13 protein-coding genes are annotated in these 17769 nt (G+C 67.7%); 7 read left to right on the top strand and 6 right to left on the bottom strand.

The window, feature by feature from the left end:
• Positions 1 to 171: 171 nt before the first annotated feature.
• The 3 genes from mutM to FHY19_RS16865 all read left to right on the top strand — a co-directional run bounded on the left by mutM (position 172) and on the right by FHY19_RS16865 (position 3963).
• Positions 172 to 987, top strand: a complete 816-nt coding sequence (gene mutM / locus FHY19_RS16875) for a bifunctional DNA-formamidopyrimidine glycosylase/DNA-(apurinic or apyrimidinic site) lyase (protein ID WP_259167338.1) — start codon at positions 172 to 174, stop codon at positions 985 to 987.
• Between the two features lie 226 nt (positions 988 to 1213).
• On the top strand, positions 1214 to 2293 hold the full coding sequence (locus tag FHY19_RS16870) for a DUF4380 domain-containing protein (RefSeq protein ID WP_259167337.1): 1080 nt from the start codon (positions 1214 to 1216) through the stop codon (positions 2291 to 2293).
• 68 nt (positions 2294 to 2361) lie between these two features.
• Entirely contained in the window at positions 2362 to 3963 is a 1602-nt protein-coding gene (locus FHY19_RS16865) for a glucan biosynthesis protein D (RefSeq protein WP_259167336.1), read from the top strand.
• A gap of 43 nt (positions 3964 to 4006) precedes the next feature.
• Here FHY19_RS16865 and FHY19_RS16860 read toward each other — a convergent pair whose 3' ends face one another.
• Together FHY19_RS16860 and FHY19_RS16855 are read right to left on the bottom strand one after the other, a co-directional pair.
• Positions 4007 to 5251 carry a GAF domain-containing sensor histidine kinase gene (locus FHY19_RS16860; protein ID WP_259160013.1) on the bottom strand — a complete coding sequence of 415 codons (1245 nt, stop codon included), beginning with the start codon at positions 5249 to 5251 and terminating at the stop codon, positions 4007 to 4009.
• Positions 5252 to 5683: 432 nt separating this feature from the next.
• The gene (locus tag FHY19_RS16855; RefSeq protein WP_259160011.1) at positions 5684 to 6319 is read right to left on the bottom strand and encodes a thymidine kinase; all 636 of its coding nucleotides are present in this window, start codon (positions 6317 to 6319) and stop codon (positions 5684 to 5686) included.
• Between the two features lie 207 nt (positions 6320 to 6526).
• Here FHY19_RS16855 and rep point away from each other — a divergent pair, with 207 nt between their 5' ends.
• The 3 genes from rep to FHY19_RS16840 all read left to right on the top strand — a co-directional run bounded on the left by rep (position 6527) and on the right by FHY19_RS16840 (position 10524).
• Complete coding sequence (rep, locus tag FHY19_RS16850) at positions 6527 to 8503, top strand: DNA helicase Rep (protein ID WP_259167335.1); 1977 nt, start codon at positions 6527 to 6529, stop codon at positions 8501 to 8503.
• A gap of 397 nt (positions 8504 to 8900) precedes the next feature.
• Entirely contained in the window at positions 8901 to 9479 is a 579-nt protein-coding gene (locus FHY19_RS16845) for a GNAT family N-acetyltransferase (protein WP_259167334.1), read from the top strand.
• Positions 9480 to 9489: 10 nt separating this feature from the next.
• A complete protein-coding gene (locus FHY19_RS16840) occupies positions 9490 to 10524 on the top strand; it encodes a DUF4272 domain-containing protein (protein ID WP_259167333.1) in 1035 nt (344 codons plus the stop codon).
• 111 nt (positions 10525 to 10635) lie between these two features.
• On the opposite strand, the gene FHY19_RS16835 is transcribed toward FHY19_RS16840, so the two are convergent.
• From FHY19_RS16835 to FHY19_RS16820, 4 genes are read right to left on the bottom strand one after another with little or no spacing between them, the layout of a single operon-like run.
• Positions 10636 to 13335 carry a bpX6 domain-containing protein gene (locus FHY19_RS16835; protein WP_259167332.1) on the bottom strand — a complete coding sequence of 900 codons (2700 nt, stop codon included), beginning with the start codon at positions 13333 to 13335 and terminating at the stop codon, positions 10636 to 10638.
• The gene (locus FHY19_RS16830; protein ID WP_259167331.1) at positions 13328 to 15178 is read right to left on the bottom strand and encodes a hypothetical protein; all 1851 of its coding nucleotides are present in this window, start codon (positions 15176 to 15178) and stop codon (positions 13328 to 13330) included. Before FHY19_RS16830 ends, FHY19_RS16835 begins: the two co-directional genes overlap by 8 nt.
• The gene (locus tag FHY19_RS16825) at positions 15175 to 15588 is read right to left on the bottom strand and encodes a hypothetical protein (RefSeq protein ID WP_259167329.1); all 414 of its coding nucleotides are present in this window, start codon (positions 15586 to 15588) and stop codon (positions 15175 to 15177) included. The genes FHY19_RS16830 and FHY19_RS16825 overlap by 4 nt, the downstream gene beginning before the upstream one ends.
• A complete protein-coding gene (locus tag FHY19_RS16820) occupies positions 15585 to 16703 on the bottom strand; it encodes an AAA family ATPase (RefSeq protein ID WP_259167328.1) in 1119 nt (372 codons plus the stop codon). Before FHY19_RS16820 ends, FHY19_RS16825 begins: the two co-directional genes overlap by 4 nt.
• A gap of 151 nt (positions 16704 to 16854) precedes the next feature.
• Between FHY19_RS16820 and FHY19_RS16815 the strand changes: the two genes are divergently transcribed.
• Positions 16855 to 17766, top strand: coding sequence for an STM4015 family protein (locus FHY19_RS16815; protein ID WP_259167327.1), 912 nt, complete (start codon positions 16855 to 16857; stop codon positions 17764 to 17766).
• Positions 17767 to 17769 lie beyond the last annotated feature (3 nt).

Genomic DNA, 17769 nt, shown 5'->3' with positions numbered 1-17769 from the left:
CTGCCCTCGGCAGGTAGGTGTAGCTGCCTGCGCCTGCGCTAGCGCCTCGCTCTGCACGCTTCGCCAACAGACCCACACCGACCACTTCGCCCAACTCCTGATTGTTTTTCAGCGAGCAGACCTCCATATGGTGCTGTGCCGGGACATGACCGGCTGTTTCTGGATGCCGCGATGCCAGAGTTGCCCGAAGTCGAAACTACCGTGCGCGGACTTGCGCCGCATCTGGTCGGGCAGCGCATCCATGGGGTCATTCTGCGTCGTCCGGACTTGCGTTGGCCGATTGCCGAGCAGATCGAGCGCCTGCTCCCTGGAGCCACCATCACGCAAGTGCGTCGACGTGCAAAGTACTTGTTGATGGATACCGATGCCGGCGGTAGCGCGTTGCTGCATCTGGGAATGTCCGGGAGCCTGCGTGTGCTGCCCGGAGATACCTTGCCGCGCGCACATGATCATGTGGATGTCAGCCTGGAAAACGGCCGCGTGCTGCGCTTCAACGACCCGCGCCGGTTCGGTTGCCTGTTGTGGCAATCCGACACACAGGTGCACGAGTTGCTTGCGGCGTTGGGTCCGGAGCCATTATCAGAAGCATTTACCGGCGATTATCTTTATGCGCTGTCGCGCGGCCGTCGTGCTGCGGTCAAGACCTTTCTGATGGATCAGGCAGTGGTTGTTGGCGTCGGTAATATCTATGCAGCCGAGAGCCTGCATCGTGCGGGAATCAGCCCGCTGCGCGAAGCTGGAAAAGTGTCGCTTGAGCGGTACCGGAGCCTGGCGACCGCGGTAAAGGAAATCTTGGGTTATGCGATCCAGCGTGGTGGCACGACGTTGCGCGACTTCATCAGTCCGGACGGCGCGCCTGGCTATTTCGAGCAGGAATTGACGGTCTACGGCCGCGAGGGCGAGCCCTGCAAGCAGTGCGGGCGGACCTTGAAACACGCAACGGTTGGACAGCGCGCGACGGTGTGGTGCGGCAATTGCCAGCGTTGAGGCATGGCAGAACGCTGTAAACGGTTCGAGCTGCCCTCCAGACCAGGTGGATCTGCTCGCTCGATCTAGATGCTGCCCTAACGGATGAAGCGCAGGCCAGGCGATCGCTGGCTCGACGTTCGCAGTGAGAAGCTGCAGCACTGCTAGTCTCCACAGCTGGACCACGCCACAATCGATGCGTCCTGCGCTCTGGAACTGCGTCATGCCCATCTCACGGCCTCTTTGCATGTCCCTGGCGGCTGGCGGGGTACTGGCGCTAGTGCTTCTTGGCACGGCGTATGCGGATGACACCGCGACGACCGGCCCCGCGCCAGCAGAGCGTATCCAGTTGCGCAACGCTGCGGTGGAGCTGAGCGCCACGCCGGCATTCGGGGGGCGTGTGCTGTCCTTCAACCTGCGCGGGCAGCACAGCGTGTTGAAGATCGGAGCGGCAGTGGATCGCCAACCCTCACCAACGGTGTCTACCAGTGCCGGCGATATTCCGTATCTTGGTCACGATGTGTGGGTGGGGCCGCAGAGTCAGTGGTGGTTGCATCAGCAGGTCAATCTTGAGCGCAAGGCCGCCGCTGCGGTGTGGCCGCCGGATCCGTATCTGTCGTTGGCCACCACGCGTGTGGTGATGCATGGACCGGCCGAGATACGTCTGCAAGGCGTGCCCAGCCCGGTGACCGGCGTGCAGCTGAGCAAGCGCATCGCGCTGTCCACGGTGCGCGCCGACACGGTGGAGGTGCAGGCCACGGCGCGCAATAGCCGCAAAAAGCCGATCGCCTGGGATCTGTGGTTCAACACGCGCGTTGCGGCGAGTACGCGCGTGTTTGTACCGGTGGCCGATGCCGGCGATGTTCGGGTGCAGCCGCCGAGCGAGCCGGATACGGTACCGCCCACGTTCGGCCACCGTGCGGGCGTGCTGGCGTTGCGTGCGGACGTGCGCGATGACGGCATGGTCCAGCGCGGCAAGCTGTTGCTGCAGCCATCGGCAGGCTGGATGGCCGGCTTCGTTGGTGCGCAGGTGCTGGTGATCCGCTTTACGCATCAGCCATTGGCCGCGATCCATCCGGAACAAGGCCAAGTGGAGTTGTACCTCGATGCTCCGCCCCTGCATCCCGAACGGGGTTTGCTGGAGATGGAAGTGCATGCGCCGTATCGCCAGCTCGCGCCGGGCGCGCAGATGCAGGCGCAAGAGCAGTGGACGTTGCTGCCGTACAGCGGGCCGGACGATGCGCAGGCGCAGCGGCAATTTCTGTGCAGCAAGGCGGTAGAGCTGGCATTGGACAACGCCTGCGAAGCTGGATCGGCAGCGCCTTAGCTCCGCACGCGCGCGTCCGCGCCGGGCTGTGGCTATGATGGCGCCATTCCCCGATCAGACCGATGCGCATGCAACGACGCCACTTCCTGAAGAATGCAGCTGCCACCTTGGCCGCGCTCGGTTTGCCGGCATTGCCGCAGTGGGCGTTGGCTGCCAAGGCGGTGGGACTGCGTCGGCTCGGGCAGCCGCAACCATTCGATTACGCATGGCTCAAGGGACAGGCGCGTGCGCTGGCCAAAGCCCCCTACAAAAGCCACAAGCAGGTGCTGCCAGGCCCGCTGGAAGCATTGAACTGGGATCAGTATCAGTCGATCCGCTATCGCCAGGACCACGCGCTGTGGGCCGACGGCAACGGCAAGTTCCAGGCGAAGTTCTTCCACCTGGGGCTGTACTTCCATACCCCGGTGCACATCTACGACATCGTCGATGGCAAGGCGCAGCAGCTGGCCTATGACCCGGCTGCGTTCGATTACGGCAGCAGCGGGCTGGGCGGCAAGCAGCTGCCCAAGGACCTGGGCTTTGCCGGCTTCCGGCTCAACACGCGCAAGGACACCGACCGCGACTTTACGGCGTTTCTGGGCGCGAGCTATTTCCGTGCAGTGGGCAAGGAAGGCCAGTACGGGCAGTCGGCGCGTGGGCTGGCGATCGACACCGGCACCGGCGGTCCGGAAGAATTTCCGGACTTCATCGCCTACTACCTGGAGCAGCCGGCCGACGACTCGGATACCGTGGTGGTCTACGGCCTGCTGGATTCTCCCAGTGTCGCCGGCGCCTACCGCTTTGCCATAACCAATGGCGAAGTGCTGGTGATGGATATCGACAGCGCGCTGTACCCGCGCAAGGCCATCGAACGGCTCGGCATCGGCCCGTGCACCAGCATGTACCAGGTCGGCGAAAACGACAGCCGCATGGATTGGGACTGGCGGCCGGAGATCCACGATACCGACGGGCTGGCGATGTGGACCGGCGGTGGCGAATGGATCTGGCGGCCGCTGTGCAACCCGCCGCAGCTGCGTTTCAACATGTTTGTCGATGAGAACCCGCGTGGGTTCGGACTGCTGCAGCGCGACCGCAATTTCGACCATTACCAGGATGACGGCGTGTTCTACGAGAAGCGCCCGTGCCTGTGGGTCGAACCCAAGAGCGGTTGGGGCAAGGGCTCGGTGCAGTTGGTCGAGATCCCGACCGTGGACGAGACCTTCGACAACATCGTGGCGTTCTGGAATCCCCAGGCCAAGCCGCAACCGGGGCAGGAGTTGTTGATGGGCTACCGGTTGTATTGGGGCGCGCAGCCGCCGGCCAGCTCGCCGTTGGCGCACTGCGTCGCCACCCGTACCGGTTTGGGCGGCATCGTCGGACAGAAGCGCAGCCATTTTTCCTGGCGGTTTGCGGTGGACTTTGCCGGCGGCGACCTGCCTGGGTTGGTGAAGGACGCCAAGACCAAGGTCGAGGCGGTGATTCAGGTATCGCGCGGCAGCACCGAGATCGTGTCGGCGCGGCCGTTGCATGAGCTCAAGGGCTATCGGGCAATGTTCGACCTGGTGCCGCCGGATGACAGCATGCAGCAGATCGACGTTCGCCTGTACCTGCGCGCCAACGGCAAGCCGCTGACCGAAACCTGGCTCTACCAATGGACGCCGCCGCCGGCGAGCGAGCGCAAGATCTACTGAGTGTGTGATGGGAGTGCGCCGCGCCGTCGCCGGGGCGGCGCGCTCAGGCCGACGTGGTACCGCCGACCAGGTGCATGCGCGCACGTGGCCGGGCGCATGCCAGCTCCACGCGGAAGCAGGTGCCGTTCTTGCCGCTGGTGATGTGCAGCTCGCCCTGATGCGCCTGCGCGATCTGTGCGGCCATGTGCAGGCCCAGATCCACTTCCGGCAGGGCACGGCCGGCGGTATGCACGTGCGTGGACGCGTGCAGCACATCCAGCCGTCGCGGCTCGATGCCGTCCAGATTGCAGACCTCGATGCGCAGGCGCCCTTGTTCGGTGACCGCGACCGCCTTGATCAACGAACTCTGCTGCCCCTGCACCACGGCGTTGATCATCATGCTGCCGAACATCTGCGCCAGTCGCACCGCATCGCCGTGCACCGGCTCGTCGATGGCCACGTGCGTGGACAGCACCTGGTTGGGATAGGCGGCGCGGGTTTCGTCGACCACCTGCGACAGCGCATCGAGCAGATCGCTGCCGTTGCCGTAGTCCAGCTGCAGCCAGTCGCGCTCGATACCGCGGGCGAAATCGCAGGCGAAATCGATCAGTTCTTCCATGCGGCGCAGGCTGCGCTGCATCGAGCGTATCGACGCGCCCTGGCGCTGGTTGAGCGGGTCGATGGACAGCGCGTCCACCACCGCATGCATCGATTGCAGCGGGTTGCGCAGGTCGTGACCGAGGATGCCGATGAACTCCTCGCGCAGCCGTGCCGAGGCGCCGGCGCGGCCCAGCTCGCTGCGTGCGCGCTGCGACTCCTGCGCGCTCTCTTCGGCACGCTGCTCGGCCTGGATCTGCGCGGCCAGCAGCTGCGCCAGCAGTTCGACCTTTTCCACCATCGGCGCATCCATGACACGCGGCAACGGGTCCAGCGCGCACAAGGTGCCGAACACGCTGCCATCGTCGAACTTGATCGGCACCGAGACATAGCTTTCGAAGCCGTACAACCGCGGCGTGGGATGGTCGCGGAAGACCGGATGCTCGGAGGCGTGGCCGAACCACAAGGCGTTGCCCTGGGTGCGCACGCTGTCGCAGAAGGTGGTGACCAGTGGCAGCTCGTCGCCTGGCGTCAGACCGAACGACAGTTCGTCGCGCACCTGGCAAGTGATCCAGCGCGTATCGGTCACGCGCGCAACGGCGGCAAATCCCATGCCAGTCAGACGGGTGAGAATGGTCAGCACGTCGGGCACCGACGATAGCCGGCCAACACGTGCGATATCGGCGCGTAACTCGGGAGGAAGCGGAGCCATGGGTGCCTCCCGACAAGTGGATGGTCGCCAGTTTACAGGACGGTGGTTGCGCTTGGTCGTGCACGCGGCCGCCAAGCCCGCGTAACGATACGCCTGTCGGCGTGTCGCCGGCATCGCGCGGCAATTGCATGCATTGCAAGGTGTAACGATGCCTCAAAAGCTTATAGCGCGCAGGTGACTAGCGCGCGGGAGAGGCGATGCCATGCATTGCTGAAGTCTTCAGTCCAGCACCGCTTCCGTCGCCGTGTGGCCGTGCGTGCGCGACGATGCCGGCAGGCGGCACTGTCGCCTGCCCGGATGCGGCCGAGGGATTGGACAATGTCGGGGCACGGTGCGCTCCGGCTTCCGCAGCATGCCGCAGTGGCGTGAGTGGGCCGCATCGATACCGCGCCAGGCATTGTCCGACCGCGGCGCGTGCCGGTGCCGGCACGCCTAGGGCGCCGTAGACGGCAACGGCAAGGCGATCTGTAGAGGGTCGATGCGGCCTTCGCCGCGCATGATCTTCTTGAACTCGGGGCGGCTGACCGACACGTAGCGCTCGTTGCCGCCGATCTCCACTTGCGGGCCGTCCTGCACCGCATGCCCTTGCGCGTCCACGCGCACGGTCATGGTGGCCTTGCTGCCGCTGTGGCAGATGGTCTTGATCTCCTCCAGCTCGTCGGCCCAGGCCAGCAGGAACTGGCTGCCCTCGAACAGCTCGCCGCGAAAATCCGTCCGCAGGCCGTAGCACAGCACCGGGATGCGCAGCCGGTCGACCACCTCGCTCAACTGCCAGACCTGTGCGCGGCCGAGAAACTGCGCCTCGTCCACCAGAACGCAGTGCAGGGCACCCTGGGCGGCGATGTCGCGCTCGACCAGCTGCTGCAGTTCGGTGTCGCGATCGAACGCGCGCCCGTCTGCACGCAGGCCGATCCGCGATGCGACCACGCCGCTGCCGGCGCGGTGGTCGAGTTTGGGCGTCAGGATCAGCGTGCGCATGCCGCGTTCGCGGTAGTTGTGCGCCGACTGCAGCAAGGTGGTGGTCTTGCCGGCATTCATCGCCGAATAATAGAAATAGAGCTTGGCCATCGGGCGATTTTACCGGGCCGGGCGGCGGCATGCAGCGCACCACGGGTAACCGGTGTCGCCGGCTACCGGACCGCGGCGGGTGCTGCTGCCGCGCTACCGAACAAGTCCATCGGGGGCACCATGACAGCGCAGCAGCCGAGCTGAATCCGGCGCGCCGGCCAGCCGCAGGCGGCGCCGTTACAATGGCCTGCTCTGTTGGAAGCCTCTATGCACGGTCTCAATCCCCCGCAAAGCGCCGCAGTGCTGCACTGCGAAGGTCCCTTGTTGGTGCTGGCCGGCGCCGGCAGCGGCAAGACGCGCGTGATCGTGGAAAAGATCGCACACCTGATCGCCACCGGCCGCTATCCGGCCAAGCGTATCGCCGCGATCACCTTCACCAACAAGTCCGCCAAGGAAATGCGCGAGCGTGTGGCCAAGCGCATCCGTGGCGATGGCGCCGATGGCCTGACCATCTGCACCTTCCACGCGCTGGGGCTGAAGTTCCTGCAGATCGAGCACGCCGCTGCCGGTTTGAAGCGCGGTTTTTCGATCTTCGACTCCGACGATGCCGCCGCCCAGATCAAGGACCTGATGCACGGCGCCAAGCCCGATGCGATCGAAGATGCCAAGAACCTGATCTCGCGCGCCAAGAACGCCGGCCTGTCGCCCGAACAGGCGATGGCGGCGGCACGCAGCAATCGCGAAAAGGAAGCCGCCAGCCTGTACGAGCGCTATCAGGCGCGGCTGACCACCTTCAACGCGGTGGACTTCGACGATCTGATCCGGCTGCCGGTGCAGATCCTGGAGGCCAACGAAGAGATCGTACTGGGCTGGCGCGAGCGCATCGGCTATCTGCTGGTGGACGAGTGCCAGGACACCAACGATGCACAGTACCGGCTGTTGAAAATGCTGGCCGGCCCGCGCGGCAACTTCACCTGCGTGGGCGACGACGATCAGAGCATCTACGCCTGGCGTGGCGCCAATCCGGAAAACCTGCAGCAGATGGGGCGCGACTACCCGGCGCTGGAAATCATCAAGCTGGAGCAGAACTACCGCTGCTCCAGCCGCGTGCTGCGTGCGGCCAATGCCTTGATCGCGCACAACCCGCACGAGCACTTGAAGACCCTGTGGAGCGACCAGGCCGACGGCGAGCGTATCCGCGTGTGGGAATGCCGCGACAGCGAGCACGAGGCCGAAAAGGTCGCTGCCGAGATCTCGTTCCTGGGGACCGCCAAGCAGGTGCCGTGGAGCGATTTCTGCATCCTGTTCCGCGGCAATTTTCAGTCGCGGCCGCTGGAAAAGGCGCTGCAGCTGCTGCGCGTGCCGTATCACCTGACCGGCGGCACCGCGTTTCTGGAGCGGCAGGAAGTCAAGGATGTGCTGTCGTGGTTGCGGCTGATCGTCAACCCCGAAGATGACGCGGCATTTTTGCGCGCCGTGCAGTCGCCAAAGCGCGAGGTCGGTGCGACCTCGCTGGCGCGGTTGGCCGAGCTGGCCAGTGCGAAGTCGGTGCCGATGTCGCGCGCGGCCGAGTCGATGGGCGCGCTGCAGCACCTGCCGCCGCGTGCGGCCAATGGCCTGAGTGCGTTCACCGATATCCTGCGCGATATGCGCGAGCATTCGGCCACGATGCCCGCTGGCGAACTGGTGCGCACCCTGGCCGAAAAATCCGGCCTGCTCAACGACCTGCGCAATCAGTCCAAGGACGAAACCGGCTTCCAGCGCCGCAAGCGCAATCTGGACGAGTTGGCCGAGTGGTTCGAAGGCGGCCCGCGTGGCGCCAGCGCCAGCGATCTGGCCGCGCAACTGGCGTTGCTGTCGCGCAACGACAAGGACGATGGTGGCAACCAGGTGCGCATGATGACCATGCATGCGTCCAAGGGCCTGGAATTCCGTTATGTGTTCATCGTCGGCTGCGAAGACGGCGTGCTTCCGCATGAAGTGAGCCTGGAAGAAGGCAACCTGCAGGAAGAACGCCGCCTGCTGTACGTGGGCATCACCCGCGCCAAGGAGCAGCTGTGGATGAGCCACAGCAAATTGACGCGCAAGTTCGGCGAGCACGTGCGGCTCAAGCCCAGCCGGTTCTTCGACGAGATTCCGGCCGAAGAACTGCAGCGCGATGGCGCCGACCCGGTGGCCGATGCCGAGCGCAAGAAGGAGCGCGCCAGTGCCGGGCTTGCGGCGATCCAGGCGCTGTTCGACTGAGGTTGCCGCGCAAGCCACGGCGCTTGTGGTCAGGTTGGTGCCGTTGCGGGGTGCGGGATTAGCGTTTGGCATCCGCGTCTGGCACGCGCCCGGATACCTGCCGGCAAGGCATCGATCGTTGCCGGGCTGTCATGCGCTTCAGCACGCGTGGCAGGTGGCTTTTGCCGCATCCGCACTGCCGCGGCGGCGCGGCAGTGTGCGGTTGTCGAAAGACCTGCGCCTGGCTGCACGCAGCAAGCCCTGTCGCCGGTGACCATCGAGGTTTTGACGTGCAGCCTGCATGCAGCTGCTGGTCGTCCGCTGGATGGTTGCCGATGCTTGTCAGCGGTAGCGCGCTGAAGCTTGCCAGCGACATGCCTGCACGGCAGTCTGGTTTGCCCTGCTCAAGGAGTGCGCCATGACCGTCGTGATCGAAACTCCGCGCTTGCGCTTGCGCACGCTCGATGCCGAGCGCGATGCCGATGCGATGCTGGCGCTGGTCAACGACCCCGGCTTTATCGCCGGCATCAACGACCGCGGCATCCGTACCCGCGCGCAGGCGAGCGCGCATCTGCGCGAGTGGGCGCAGGCGCATCACGACACGTACGGGTTTGCGCATTGGGCGCTGGAGATCCGCGCGACCGGCGCATTCGCAGGCACGCTGGGCTTGTTGTGCCGCGACAGCTTGCCGGTGCCGCATCTGGGCTTCGCGCTGTTGCCTGCCTATCGTGGACAAGGCTATGTGAGCGAAGCCGGGCGCGCGGTGCTGGACCATGCACGCGATGTGCTGGGGCTGACCCGGCTGTGCGCGATCGCCTCACCGGACAACGTCGCTTCCCTGCGCGCGCTGGAAGCGCTGGGGCTGCAGCGCGAGGGGCTGCGCGTGTTGAGTTCCGGCACCGACGCAGTGGCGTATTACACGATCGCCCTCGCTCCCGTCGACATGGACAGCAACCCAGGGGTGCGGCACCCTGCCGGCCTGCCTCCGACTGCGTAAGGACACCCGCATGCCGCTGCTGGTCAACGCCTATTCCACGCTGCGCGAACCGCGATGGCCGGACTTTCTGCCGCACGCGGCCGTACAGCACCGCGACCACGCCGATCCGGAACTGGCCAATCATCTGCACGGTTTTGTCGGCTACGTGAATCAGGCCGGCGACGGGCAAATGACCCAGTCGCGGTATCACCTGATGCGGCATGTGCAGCGGGTGCGCCAGCACTTCAGCTTCGAGGTCGACGACAGCGCGTTCGGCGATCTGGCGCAATGGGCCGAGCAGGCCAATGCGGTGTGTTTTCTGGCCGATGGCAGCGTGCGCGACCCGCAGGGGCGCGTGCTGATCAGCCAGGGCGAGCCCGCGCTCGATGACCAGGCGCAGGTGCCGTACCCGCCGGATGCGCGCGAGCGGCGGGCGCATCACCTGGCGCAGCTGAGCGCGCAGGGCGTCCGCGTACCGCCGAGTTTGCCGCCGGTGGCCGGCGAGGGCGAGGCGCGGGTGCGCAACGCGGCGGCGGTGAGGCAACGGATGCTGGCGTTGTTTGCGGTGGCCTTGCGTGCGGAGATGCTGGCCGCCGGCGACGCGCCACCGGCGTTGCACGAGGTGGAGGGACGGTTGCCCGGCGTGACTGCTGCGCTGTCGCCGCAGGAGCGCGCTTTCTTTGCCCAAGCGCAACCAGAACAACAGATGCTGGCCAACTTCGGCTGGCGTTACGAAAGCCTGGCCGTGCTGCAGTGGGCGCTGGGCCTGGCCGACACCTTGCCGCAGCCGACCGCCCTGTGCGACGTGCCGCTGGTTGCGCAACGCGCGCTGGACCAAGCGCAGGCGCCCGCGCGCACGTTGCCGACGCTGCGGCCGCTGCCCGAATTGCTGGATGCGCTGGACCTGCATCTGCGCCTGCACTGGGCCGTGCGCCAGGCCGGTCACACCCAGCAGGCACCGCCGGCCGGGCTCGTGCCGGGCGTGGTGTACGAGCGCCATTACGCGCTCAACTGGCTGCTGCACTTCGAAGACGCCGACTGGGATGAGGTCGACACGCCGACCTGAGCGGAGTGGGCACCGCTGCAACCTTGGTGCTGCGAAACCCCCAGCGCCGCGCATCCGCGTGGCGTCGTGGCGTTGCGTTGTTGCGCCTGCCGTAGCGCGGTGTCTTGCGCGCTAGCCGAGGAAGGACATGGCGTGGGCCAGCGAGCGGTCGGTCTGCAGATCCAGCAAGCGGCCGTGCGCGTCATGCAACAGCAGATGGCCGGGCTGCTCGCGCACCTTGACCGCGATGCCCGCAGGCCAGTCCAGCGACGCCACGATGCGGCCGTCATGGTGGCGCACCAGGAAATAGCGCGAGCCGTGCGGCCAATGCAGGCCAACCAGGAATCCCAGTTCAAGCGCCATCACGCTCGATCCGTCCGGCTCGCCGGATGCGTCGCTGTGGTGATGCAAACGGCACTGACGGGCGTTGCCGGTGTGCTGGTAGTGCAGGCAAATGTCGCCATCGGGATCGGTGCGCACATCGGCTTGCTGCACGCTGCCGAGCCGATGCGCGAGCACTGGCGTTTGCGGGTCCATGCGCAGGGAATCGCGCGCCTTGAGGCGTCGCTCGGGCAGGCTGTAGGTCCAGTCCTCCAGCTGCTCGCGGGCCCGCACCAGGTACACCTCGCGATCGCTGAAGAATCCTGCCGCGATCACCGGGCCGGGCAGGTCGCCGACATGCCACAGCACGCTGTGCAGATCCTTGTCGGTATCGACGACCAGCAGCCGGTCGTCGACCACGATGCTCCAGCCGATTCCGCTGTAGCCGGGCGCGGCGTATTGCAGCGCGATCTGGCCCAGGTCGCGCACCGCATGGGTGATCAAATCCAGCCGATGGACGGTGGACACGCGCTCACGGGGTGCGATTGCCAGGGCAACCTGTCCGCTGTCGGCGATGACGATTCCGAATGCCGGCGCCGGGTAGCGCTGCAGCACGCGCCCGTGCGCGTCCACCACCGCCGCGCCGGCGTCGCCCAGGGCCAGCAGATAGCGGCGATCCGGGAGCGCAGCCACGTCGTGGATGGCCGCCAGGCCGGCCTGCGGTGGCTGCAGGTGCAGGATGGTGGCGCCCTCCCATAGCCCGGCTTGGCTGGTCGCGGCGCGTGGTTTGAAGGCTGGGATATCGGCGCTGAGCAGGGGGTCCTTGGCCAGCTTCAGCAGCGTGGTCAGATCGCCGACGGACAGGCTGTTGCGTGCGAACGCATGATCGGCGGCGATCGCCGGCAGCAGCTGCCGCGCCAGCTGTTGCAGCGCGCGGTTGGGGGAAGCATCTGCCAGCAGCGCCGCCGCCATTTCACTGCGCGGTGCGGAGTCGGCGGCGGGCTCTGCAAGCGCGGCGATGCGCTCGGCGTAGTGTTGCAGCGTGTCCGGCAACAGTTGCGCGCGCTTGACCAGGGCGCGTGCGCGCAGCGTGCTGCCGGCCTGTTCGGCGGCCAGCAGCCACTGCGCGGCCTGGTTGCGCGCCGCGTGCAATGGCCACACCGCGTCCACGGCGGCCAGCCAGTCGCCGGCCTGCACCAGTGCCTGGCCCCATTCCAGCCGCAGCGCGTCGGCCAGTGCGCGGTCGGCGCCGTGCAGCAGCTGGATTGCGGCGGCGAAGGCGCCATCGCGGCGCGCGACCTGCACGGCACGTGCATGGTCGCCGGCCAGCATCAGCAGCCGGATGATCATCGCCGCCGGCATGTCCCAACCCAGCGCCAGCTCTGCGGCCTGGGTGTAACGGGCGTGCTTGACCAGATAGTCGAGCGCCTCATGGCGCGCATTGAGCAATTCGGCCAGGACGAACACCGCACGATCGATCTGCCCCTCGCGGTCCAGGCGCGCGAAGGCGCTGCGATAGGTCGCGCGCAGATGCGCCTGCAGCTCTTCGCCCATGCCGATGCTGGTGCCGGCGCCGCGCGTGCGCGACAGGCTCAGGTCGCTGCGCCGTTGTGGCACCCCGAACGCCTGCCCCAAGGACTCGTCCACGCCATCGAGCGGCAGCGCGTTGCGCAAGGCTTCGTCCAGATCGCCGTCTTCGAACTGGCGCAGCATCCGGCGCATGTAGGCGCCCTGGCGATGTCCGACCAGGCTGGCCAACCGCGAGGCAACCAGTGCGCGGGCAAGCCGCGTGCGCCAGGCCGATACCGCTGCGGCACCCCGGCGTGCCGGCACGGCCGCGTTCTGCCCGGTGGCTGGGGATCCATGCGATGCCGGCGCGTGCTCGCTGCCCAGCGCGCGCTGAGCGCGCGCCAGCAGGCGTTGCCACAGCGTGTGGTTCTGCATGTCGGGGCGCTGCGTCTTCAACGCGTGCAGGAACGCATCGCGCTCGGCGCTGGCGGGCGGGACGGCAGTGCCCAGCAGTTGCCGCAGCGGTTTGCCGCGCAGCCGGTCCACCTCCAGCGGTGGCGTGCCCGGGCTGCAGTCGTAGGGCATGTGCAGCGGATAGCCGGTCACGTCGATCGCCTCGGCAGGATCTAGCGCCACCGCCTGATGCCACTGCAAGGCGATCACCTGGGCGCCATGGACCAGGCCGATGTCGGCGGGGGGCAACTGCGCCGCCTCGGCGGCGGTCAACGCGCCGGAAAACAGGCCGCCATGCACCTGGCACAGCGCCAGCCCGGGCGCTTGCTCGCAGACCAGCGCACGCGGCGCGGCGAAGCACAGCACATCGCCGTCGGCAAAGCGCAGCGCCCGGCTGCCCGGTTGCCAGGCGCGGACGAGCCTGGCCAGGCGTTGCTCCGGGCCGAGCCAGGCTGCCGAGAACCACAACGCCGACACTATCTGGCTGCCGTGCCACAGCGGGTACCGCACGCTGCCGCCAGCGTTGTCCGTGCGCGCGGGGCTAGTCATGGCCGGGTTGCTCGGCCTGGCCTTGCACGACCATCAACGGGGTCAGCCCGCCATCGCCCAGGATCCAGGCCTGCCCCTGCAGGGTGACCAGAGCGACCCGCGCGCCATCGCTGGACACCGCCGCAGCGCTGATCTCGCTGGCGGCGCGATGCAGTGTCCGGCGCCCGCTGGCCCCGATGGCGAGCAGTGCGCGACGATCGGCGCGCAGCACCAGCAGCAGGCTGTGCTGCGGCGCGTCTGGGTCGCCGATCAGGCCGATCGCTCTGTCGCCGGACGCCACGATCGCCCCGAATTCCTGGAAGCCATCGGCCGGCCCCCCGTGCAGTACCCGGTAGGCCAGCGAGCGGTCGCCGCCGGCCTGGCGGCTTGCCAGTTCGAGGGCGATGGCGCCACGCCATTGGCCCTCCTGGGCCAGGCTGCGCAGCAACACGACCGGCGGACGCGACCCCAGCGCCAGCTGCAGGACGAGGTCCTGCTTGCCGGTGCGGTGCAGGCGCAACAGGCGCAGTTCGCCCGCGACATGGGTGGCGTAGACCGCGTGCTCGGCATCGCCTTGCGCCAGCGCCACCACCTGCCCGGCGATCTCGCTGCCTTGCGCAACCCGCTGCCGCTGGTTGCTCGCGCGCGTCCACGACATCAGCCGGCCGTGCTGGTCCCACAGCAGGAACCGCTGCGGCTGGCCGCCGCTGTTGAGCCACACGCACGGACGCAGCCGCACCTGGCCGGGTGCGGGGCAGAGGCTCTGCCCGCCCGCCTCGATCGAACTGGGCATGCCCGGGAGATTCCAGAACTCGGGCTGCTCCCGGAGAGCGACGATGCCGCCGACGTGCTTGTTCTGCGCCGCAAGGCACAGCGGCTGACCGCCCTGCGCCCATTGGTGGTAGCGCGGTGCCGCCCGTTTGGCGATGTCGGCCGGCTGCACCTTCACCATCGCGCTGCGGCAGCCGTCTGCCAGCAGCAATGCGACATGGCTGCCGTCCGGGCTGAACAGCGGCGCATGGCGCAGCGAGAACCTGCCCCTGACCACGTGTTTTGCGGTGTCGGCCTCGGCGGGGCGTTGGGTGTCGATGAAGTGCCCGCGCAGCAGCTGCGTGGCGGCCATGCTGGCAGGCACCGGCAACAGGCTGCTGCGGGTGCCGGGGCGCGTCTGCAGCACCACCTGCAGCTGCGCATCGGCTGCAGGCACGATGCTGGCCTGGTGGTGGAACGGCGCTGCGCGCACCGGTTGTGCACCGATCCACCAGCACTCGCTGGTGGTCGGCGTGGCGGTTGCCAGCTGCGTGGCCCAGGCTTGCGCGTGCTGCGTGCCGGTCGCCTCGAAGGTGCGGCCCTGCAGCAGCTGTTGCAGCCGGGTGGGGCTATCGGCGTCGTGCAGCTCGCCGGGCAGATGCGCCAGGCCCCAGACAAAGCGCGCATTGGCGGACTGCGCGCGGCGTGCCAGCAGGATCCACAACGCAATCTGCGCCAGACGCGGCGCCCCCCATTGCGCCGGGCCGGCATCGAAGATCGCCACCAGGCGCGCATCGCGCGTGCGCGCCTGCATGCGCGGCACCAGGAACAGGTGCTCGGCGTGCGCGGCGCGGCGCAGGAATTCCTCCGGCAGAGCGTCTGCCAGCGCCCACTCGCTCAGCAGCAGGTGCTCGTAGCTGCCGCGCCGACGCAGGTCGTCGATGCCGTCCGGCTCGCTGTCGCCCTCTTGGCGGCGCAGGCGACTGGTGCGGCCGAGCAGGGGATCCAGGCGCACCAACCAGGCACCGAGCTGGGAGGCGATCTGCGGGTCGAACCAGTCCAGCCACAGCCGCCAGGGCTGTAGCGGTGCAGGCATCTGCAGCACGGCGCTCACGCGGCCTCCCAGCGCTGACGGATCTGCGCCACGACCACGGCACGCGCCGGCAGCAACCGATGCAGCGGCAGCACCAGTGCGGGTGAGCGCAGCAGCAACAGCGGCTGCGCTCCGTGCTGGCGGCGCAGCGCACGCTCCAGCAGTTCCAGCGGCAGGTCGGGGCGCTCGGCGGTAGGCAACCACAGGCCGGCGGCGTCCGCGCGCGGCGCCACGTACTGCACGCCGTCGGCCCAGGGCAGCTGCAGCGCAGGGCCGGTCAGCAGCAAGGCCCGGGCCGTGGCGGTGACCAGCAAGCCAGTGCCGTCGGACACGCGCGCCCATGCCGCCAGCAACCGGCGTGCGGCATCGTCCACGCCGATCACCCCCTGCGGGGCGACCGGCACCGGCTCGTCCTGCCACGACCAGTTCACGCGCCGCTGCCGATCTGCTCGATCAGGCGGATGCGTTCGTGGGCCAGCTCGGCCGGCAGCGAGGCGGCCGTGAAGTTGGCATCGATCTCGCGCAGCAAGGCTTCTGCCATGGTGCGCAGGGCGGGATTGTGCTGATCCTGCAGGCAGCACTGGGCGGCCTCCACCAGCCGGGCAGTGCGCGAGAGCGGCTGCAGGGCGGCCTGTTCGACCGCCGCGCGCAAGGTGGGGTTGGTGGCGGCGGCCAGGGTGCCGCGCAGCAGGTCCCGTGCGCTGGCTTGTTGCTCGCGCGTCGGCAGCACATAGAACAGCGGCCACAGATCGGCCTCGCTGGCCTGGGTGCGTCCGGCCAGCACGCAGGCGGCGGCGATCAGCCGCTGGGTCTTGACCAGGCGACGGTCCGACAGCTGTACGCCTGCGCCGCGCAATGTCCGGATCGCCGCGGCGAGCGCCGTGCGTGCGCCCTCCATGTCCACCGCACGCGCCTGTTCGCACAACAGGTCCAGGTCGGCCAGCCCGGCGACAGGCTGCAGCGGCGCACGTTCGGCCTGCCATCCACCCGACAGCAATGCTTCGAGCTGATGGTCCGCCACCGGCTCGACGAACAGATGCAGCAGGAAGCGGTCGCTGAAGGCCGCCAGCGCATCGTCGTCCGGCAGCGCGTTGGCCGCGCCCACGCACAGGCGCAACGGGCAGTGCAGGTCGGTCTGGCCACGCCGGAAGCGGCGTTCGTTGAGCAGCCCGAGCAAGGTGTTGAGGATGGCGGTGGACCCCAGGAAGACTTCGTCGAGGAAGGCGATGTCCGCTTCCGGCAACATCCCGGTCACATCGATCTGCACGCTGCCCTCGCGCAATCTGCGCAGGTCCACCGGGCCGAACAACTCGGCCGGTTCGGTGAAGCGGCCCAGCAGATATTCGAAATAGCGACCGCCCAGTGCGGCGGCGACGCGTCGCACCACCGCGCTCTTGGCGGTGCCCGGCGGGCCGATGATCAGCAGATGTTCCTGCGCCACCGCTGCGAGCACGATCAATTCGGCCAGCTGATCGCGCTCGATCAATCCGGTCGTGGCGGCCTGGACGGTGGCGCGAATGCGCGCGGCGGCGGGATGGGCGTGCATGCGATCGGTCCTTCGAGCAAAACGTGCGGCGCGGTGCAGGCACCGGTGACCGCCTGTGGAACGGGTGATGAAGCGGTGGCGCATGGCATTAACGAGGTTGCCATGAGCGTACGGGTATCCTGTGAGCTCACCGAGCCAGGGAGGCAATGCAATGACGATCGGCGAGTATTCGGAATTCTATCGCGGCAAGCGCGTGGTGGACTTCAGCGTGGGCCAGCCCGCCAGCGGCGGCGATGTGGTGTATCGGCTGCGTCAGGAGTACGAAGGCGAAGGCAGCCAGGCGGAGTTGCTCGACAGCCTGCTGGCGCAGGTCGACCCGGCCAGCATCCAGGCCTTGATCATCGGCCCCTGGCGCGAATCCTACGAGGAAGGCCCCAGCGGCTATCTGCAGCGGTTGATCGAACGCCGCGACGAACTGACCGCGCTGCGCGCGCTGTTCGTCGGCGACATGGTCTGCGAGGACTGCGAGGTGTCGTGGATCATCCAGACCGACTACACCCCGCTGCTGGCGGCGTTCCCGGCGCTGCAATCGTTGCGCGTGCGCGGTTCGTCCAAATTGGTGCTGACCCCATTCACGCATACGCAGCTGCAGGAACTGGCGATCGAATGCGGCGGGCTGCCGTCTGCCATCGTGCAGGCGATCGCCGACTCCACGCTGCCGGCGCTGCAGCACCTGGAGCTATGGCTGGGTGTGGAGGATTACGGCTACGACGGCGACCTGGGCACCTATCAGCGGCTGCTGGCAGCCATCGGCCCGGAGCGTCTGCGCTATCTGGGCCTGCGCAATGCCGCCAACACCGACGAACTGGCGACCTGGCTGGCCACCCAGCCGTGGCTGGGCAGCCTGGACACGCTGGACCTGTCGCTGGGCACCATCGGCGATGCCGGTGCGCGCGCCCTGGTCGAAAGCACGCAGCTGGGCCAGCTGCAGCGGATCGATCTGAGCCACCACTACATTTCTGCTGACTGGCAGGCCCGTCTGGCGACGTTGCCGGTGACGGTGATCCTGGAAGACCCGGAAGAGGAAGAAGAAGACGAGCGCTACGTCGCCGTCTCCGAGTGACGT

Origin of the sequence: Xanthomonas sp. 4461, assembly GCF_024806475.1 — a bacterium.
Taxonomy (GTDB): domain Bacteria; phylum Pseudomonadota; class Gammaproteobacteria; order Xanthomonadales; family Xanthomonadaceae; genus Xanthomonas; species Xanthomonas arboricola_F.
This window is presented reverse-complemented; position numbering and strand designations above follow the sequence as displayed.

Excerpts from the sequence above, each read along its gene's own strand:
- FHY19_RS16870 (WP_259167337.1), top strand. The coding sequence starts at position 1,214 with ATGTCCCTGGCGGCTGGCGGGGTACTGGCGCTAGTGCTTCTTGGCACG.
- FHY19_RS16855 (WP_259160011.1), bottom strand. The coding sequence starts at position 6,319 with ATGGCCAAGCTCTATTTCTATTATTCGGCGATGAATGCCGGCAAGACC.
- FHY19_RS16860 (WP_259160013.1), bottom strand. The coding sequence starts at position 5,251 with ATGGCTCCGCTTCCTCCCGAGTTACGCGCCGATATCGCACGTGTTGGC.
- mutM (WP_259167338.1), top strand. The coding sequence starts at position 172 with ATGCCAGAGTTGCCCGAAGTCGAAACTACCGTGCGCGGACTTGCGCCG.
- FHY19_RS16845 (WP_259167334.1), top strand. The coding sequence starts at position 8,901 with ATGACCGTCGTGATCGAAACTCCGCGCTTGCGCTTGCGCACGCTCGAT.
- FHY19_RS16820 (WP_259167328.1), bottom strand. The coding sequence starts at position 16,703 with ATGCACGCCCATCCCGCCGCCGCGCGCATTCGCGCCACCGTCCAGGCC.
- FHY19_RS16835 (WP_259167332.1), bottom strand. The coding sequence starts at position 13,335 with ATGACTAGCCCCGCGCGCACGGACAACGCTGGCGGCAGCGTGCGGTAC.
- FHY19_RS16865 (WP_259167336.1), top strand. The coding sequence starts at position 2,362 with ATGCAACGACGCCACTTCCTGAAGAATGCAGCTGCCACCTTGGCCGCG.
- FHY19_RS16840 (WP_259167333.1), top strand. The coding sequence starts at position 9,490 with ATGCCGCTGCTGGTCAACGCCTATTCCACGCTGCGCGAACCGCGATGG.
- rep (WP_259167335.1), top strand. The coding sequence starts at position 6,527 with ATGCACGGTCTCAATCCCCCGCAAAGCGCCGCAGTGCTGCACTGCGAA.
- FHY19_RS16815 (WP_259167327.1), top strand. The coding sequence starts at position 16,855 with ATGACGATCGGCGAGTATTCGGAATTCTATCGCGGCAAGCGCGTGGTG.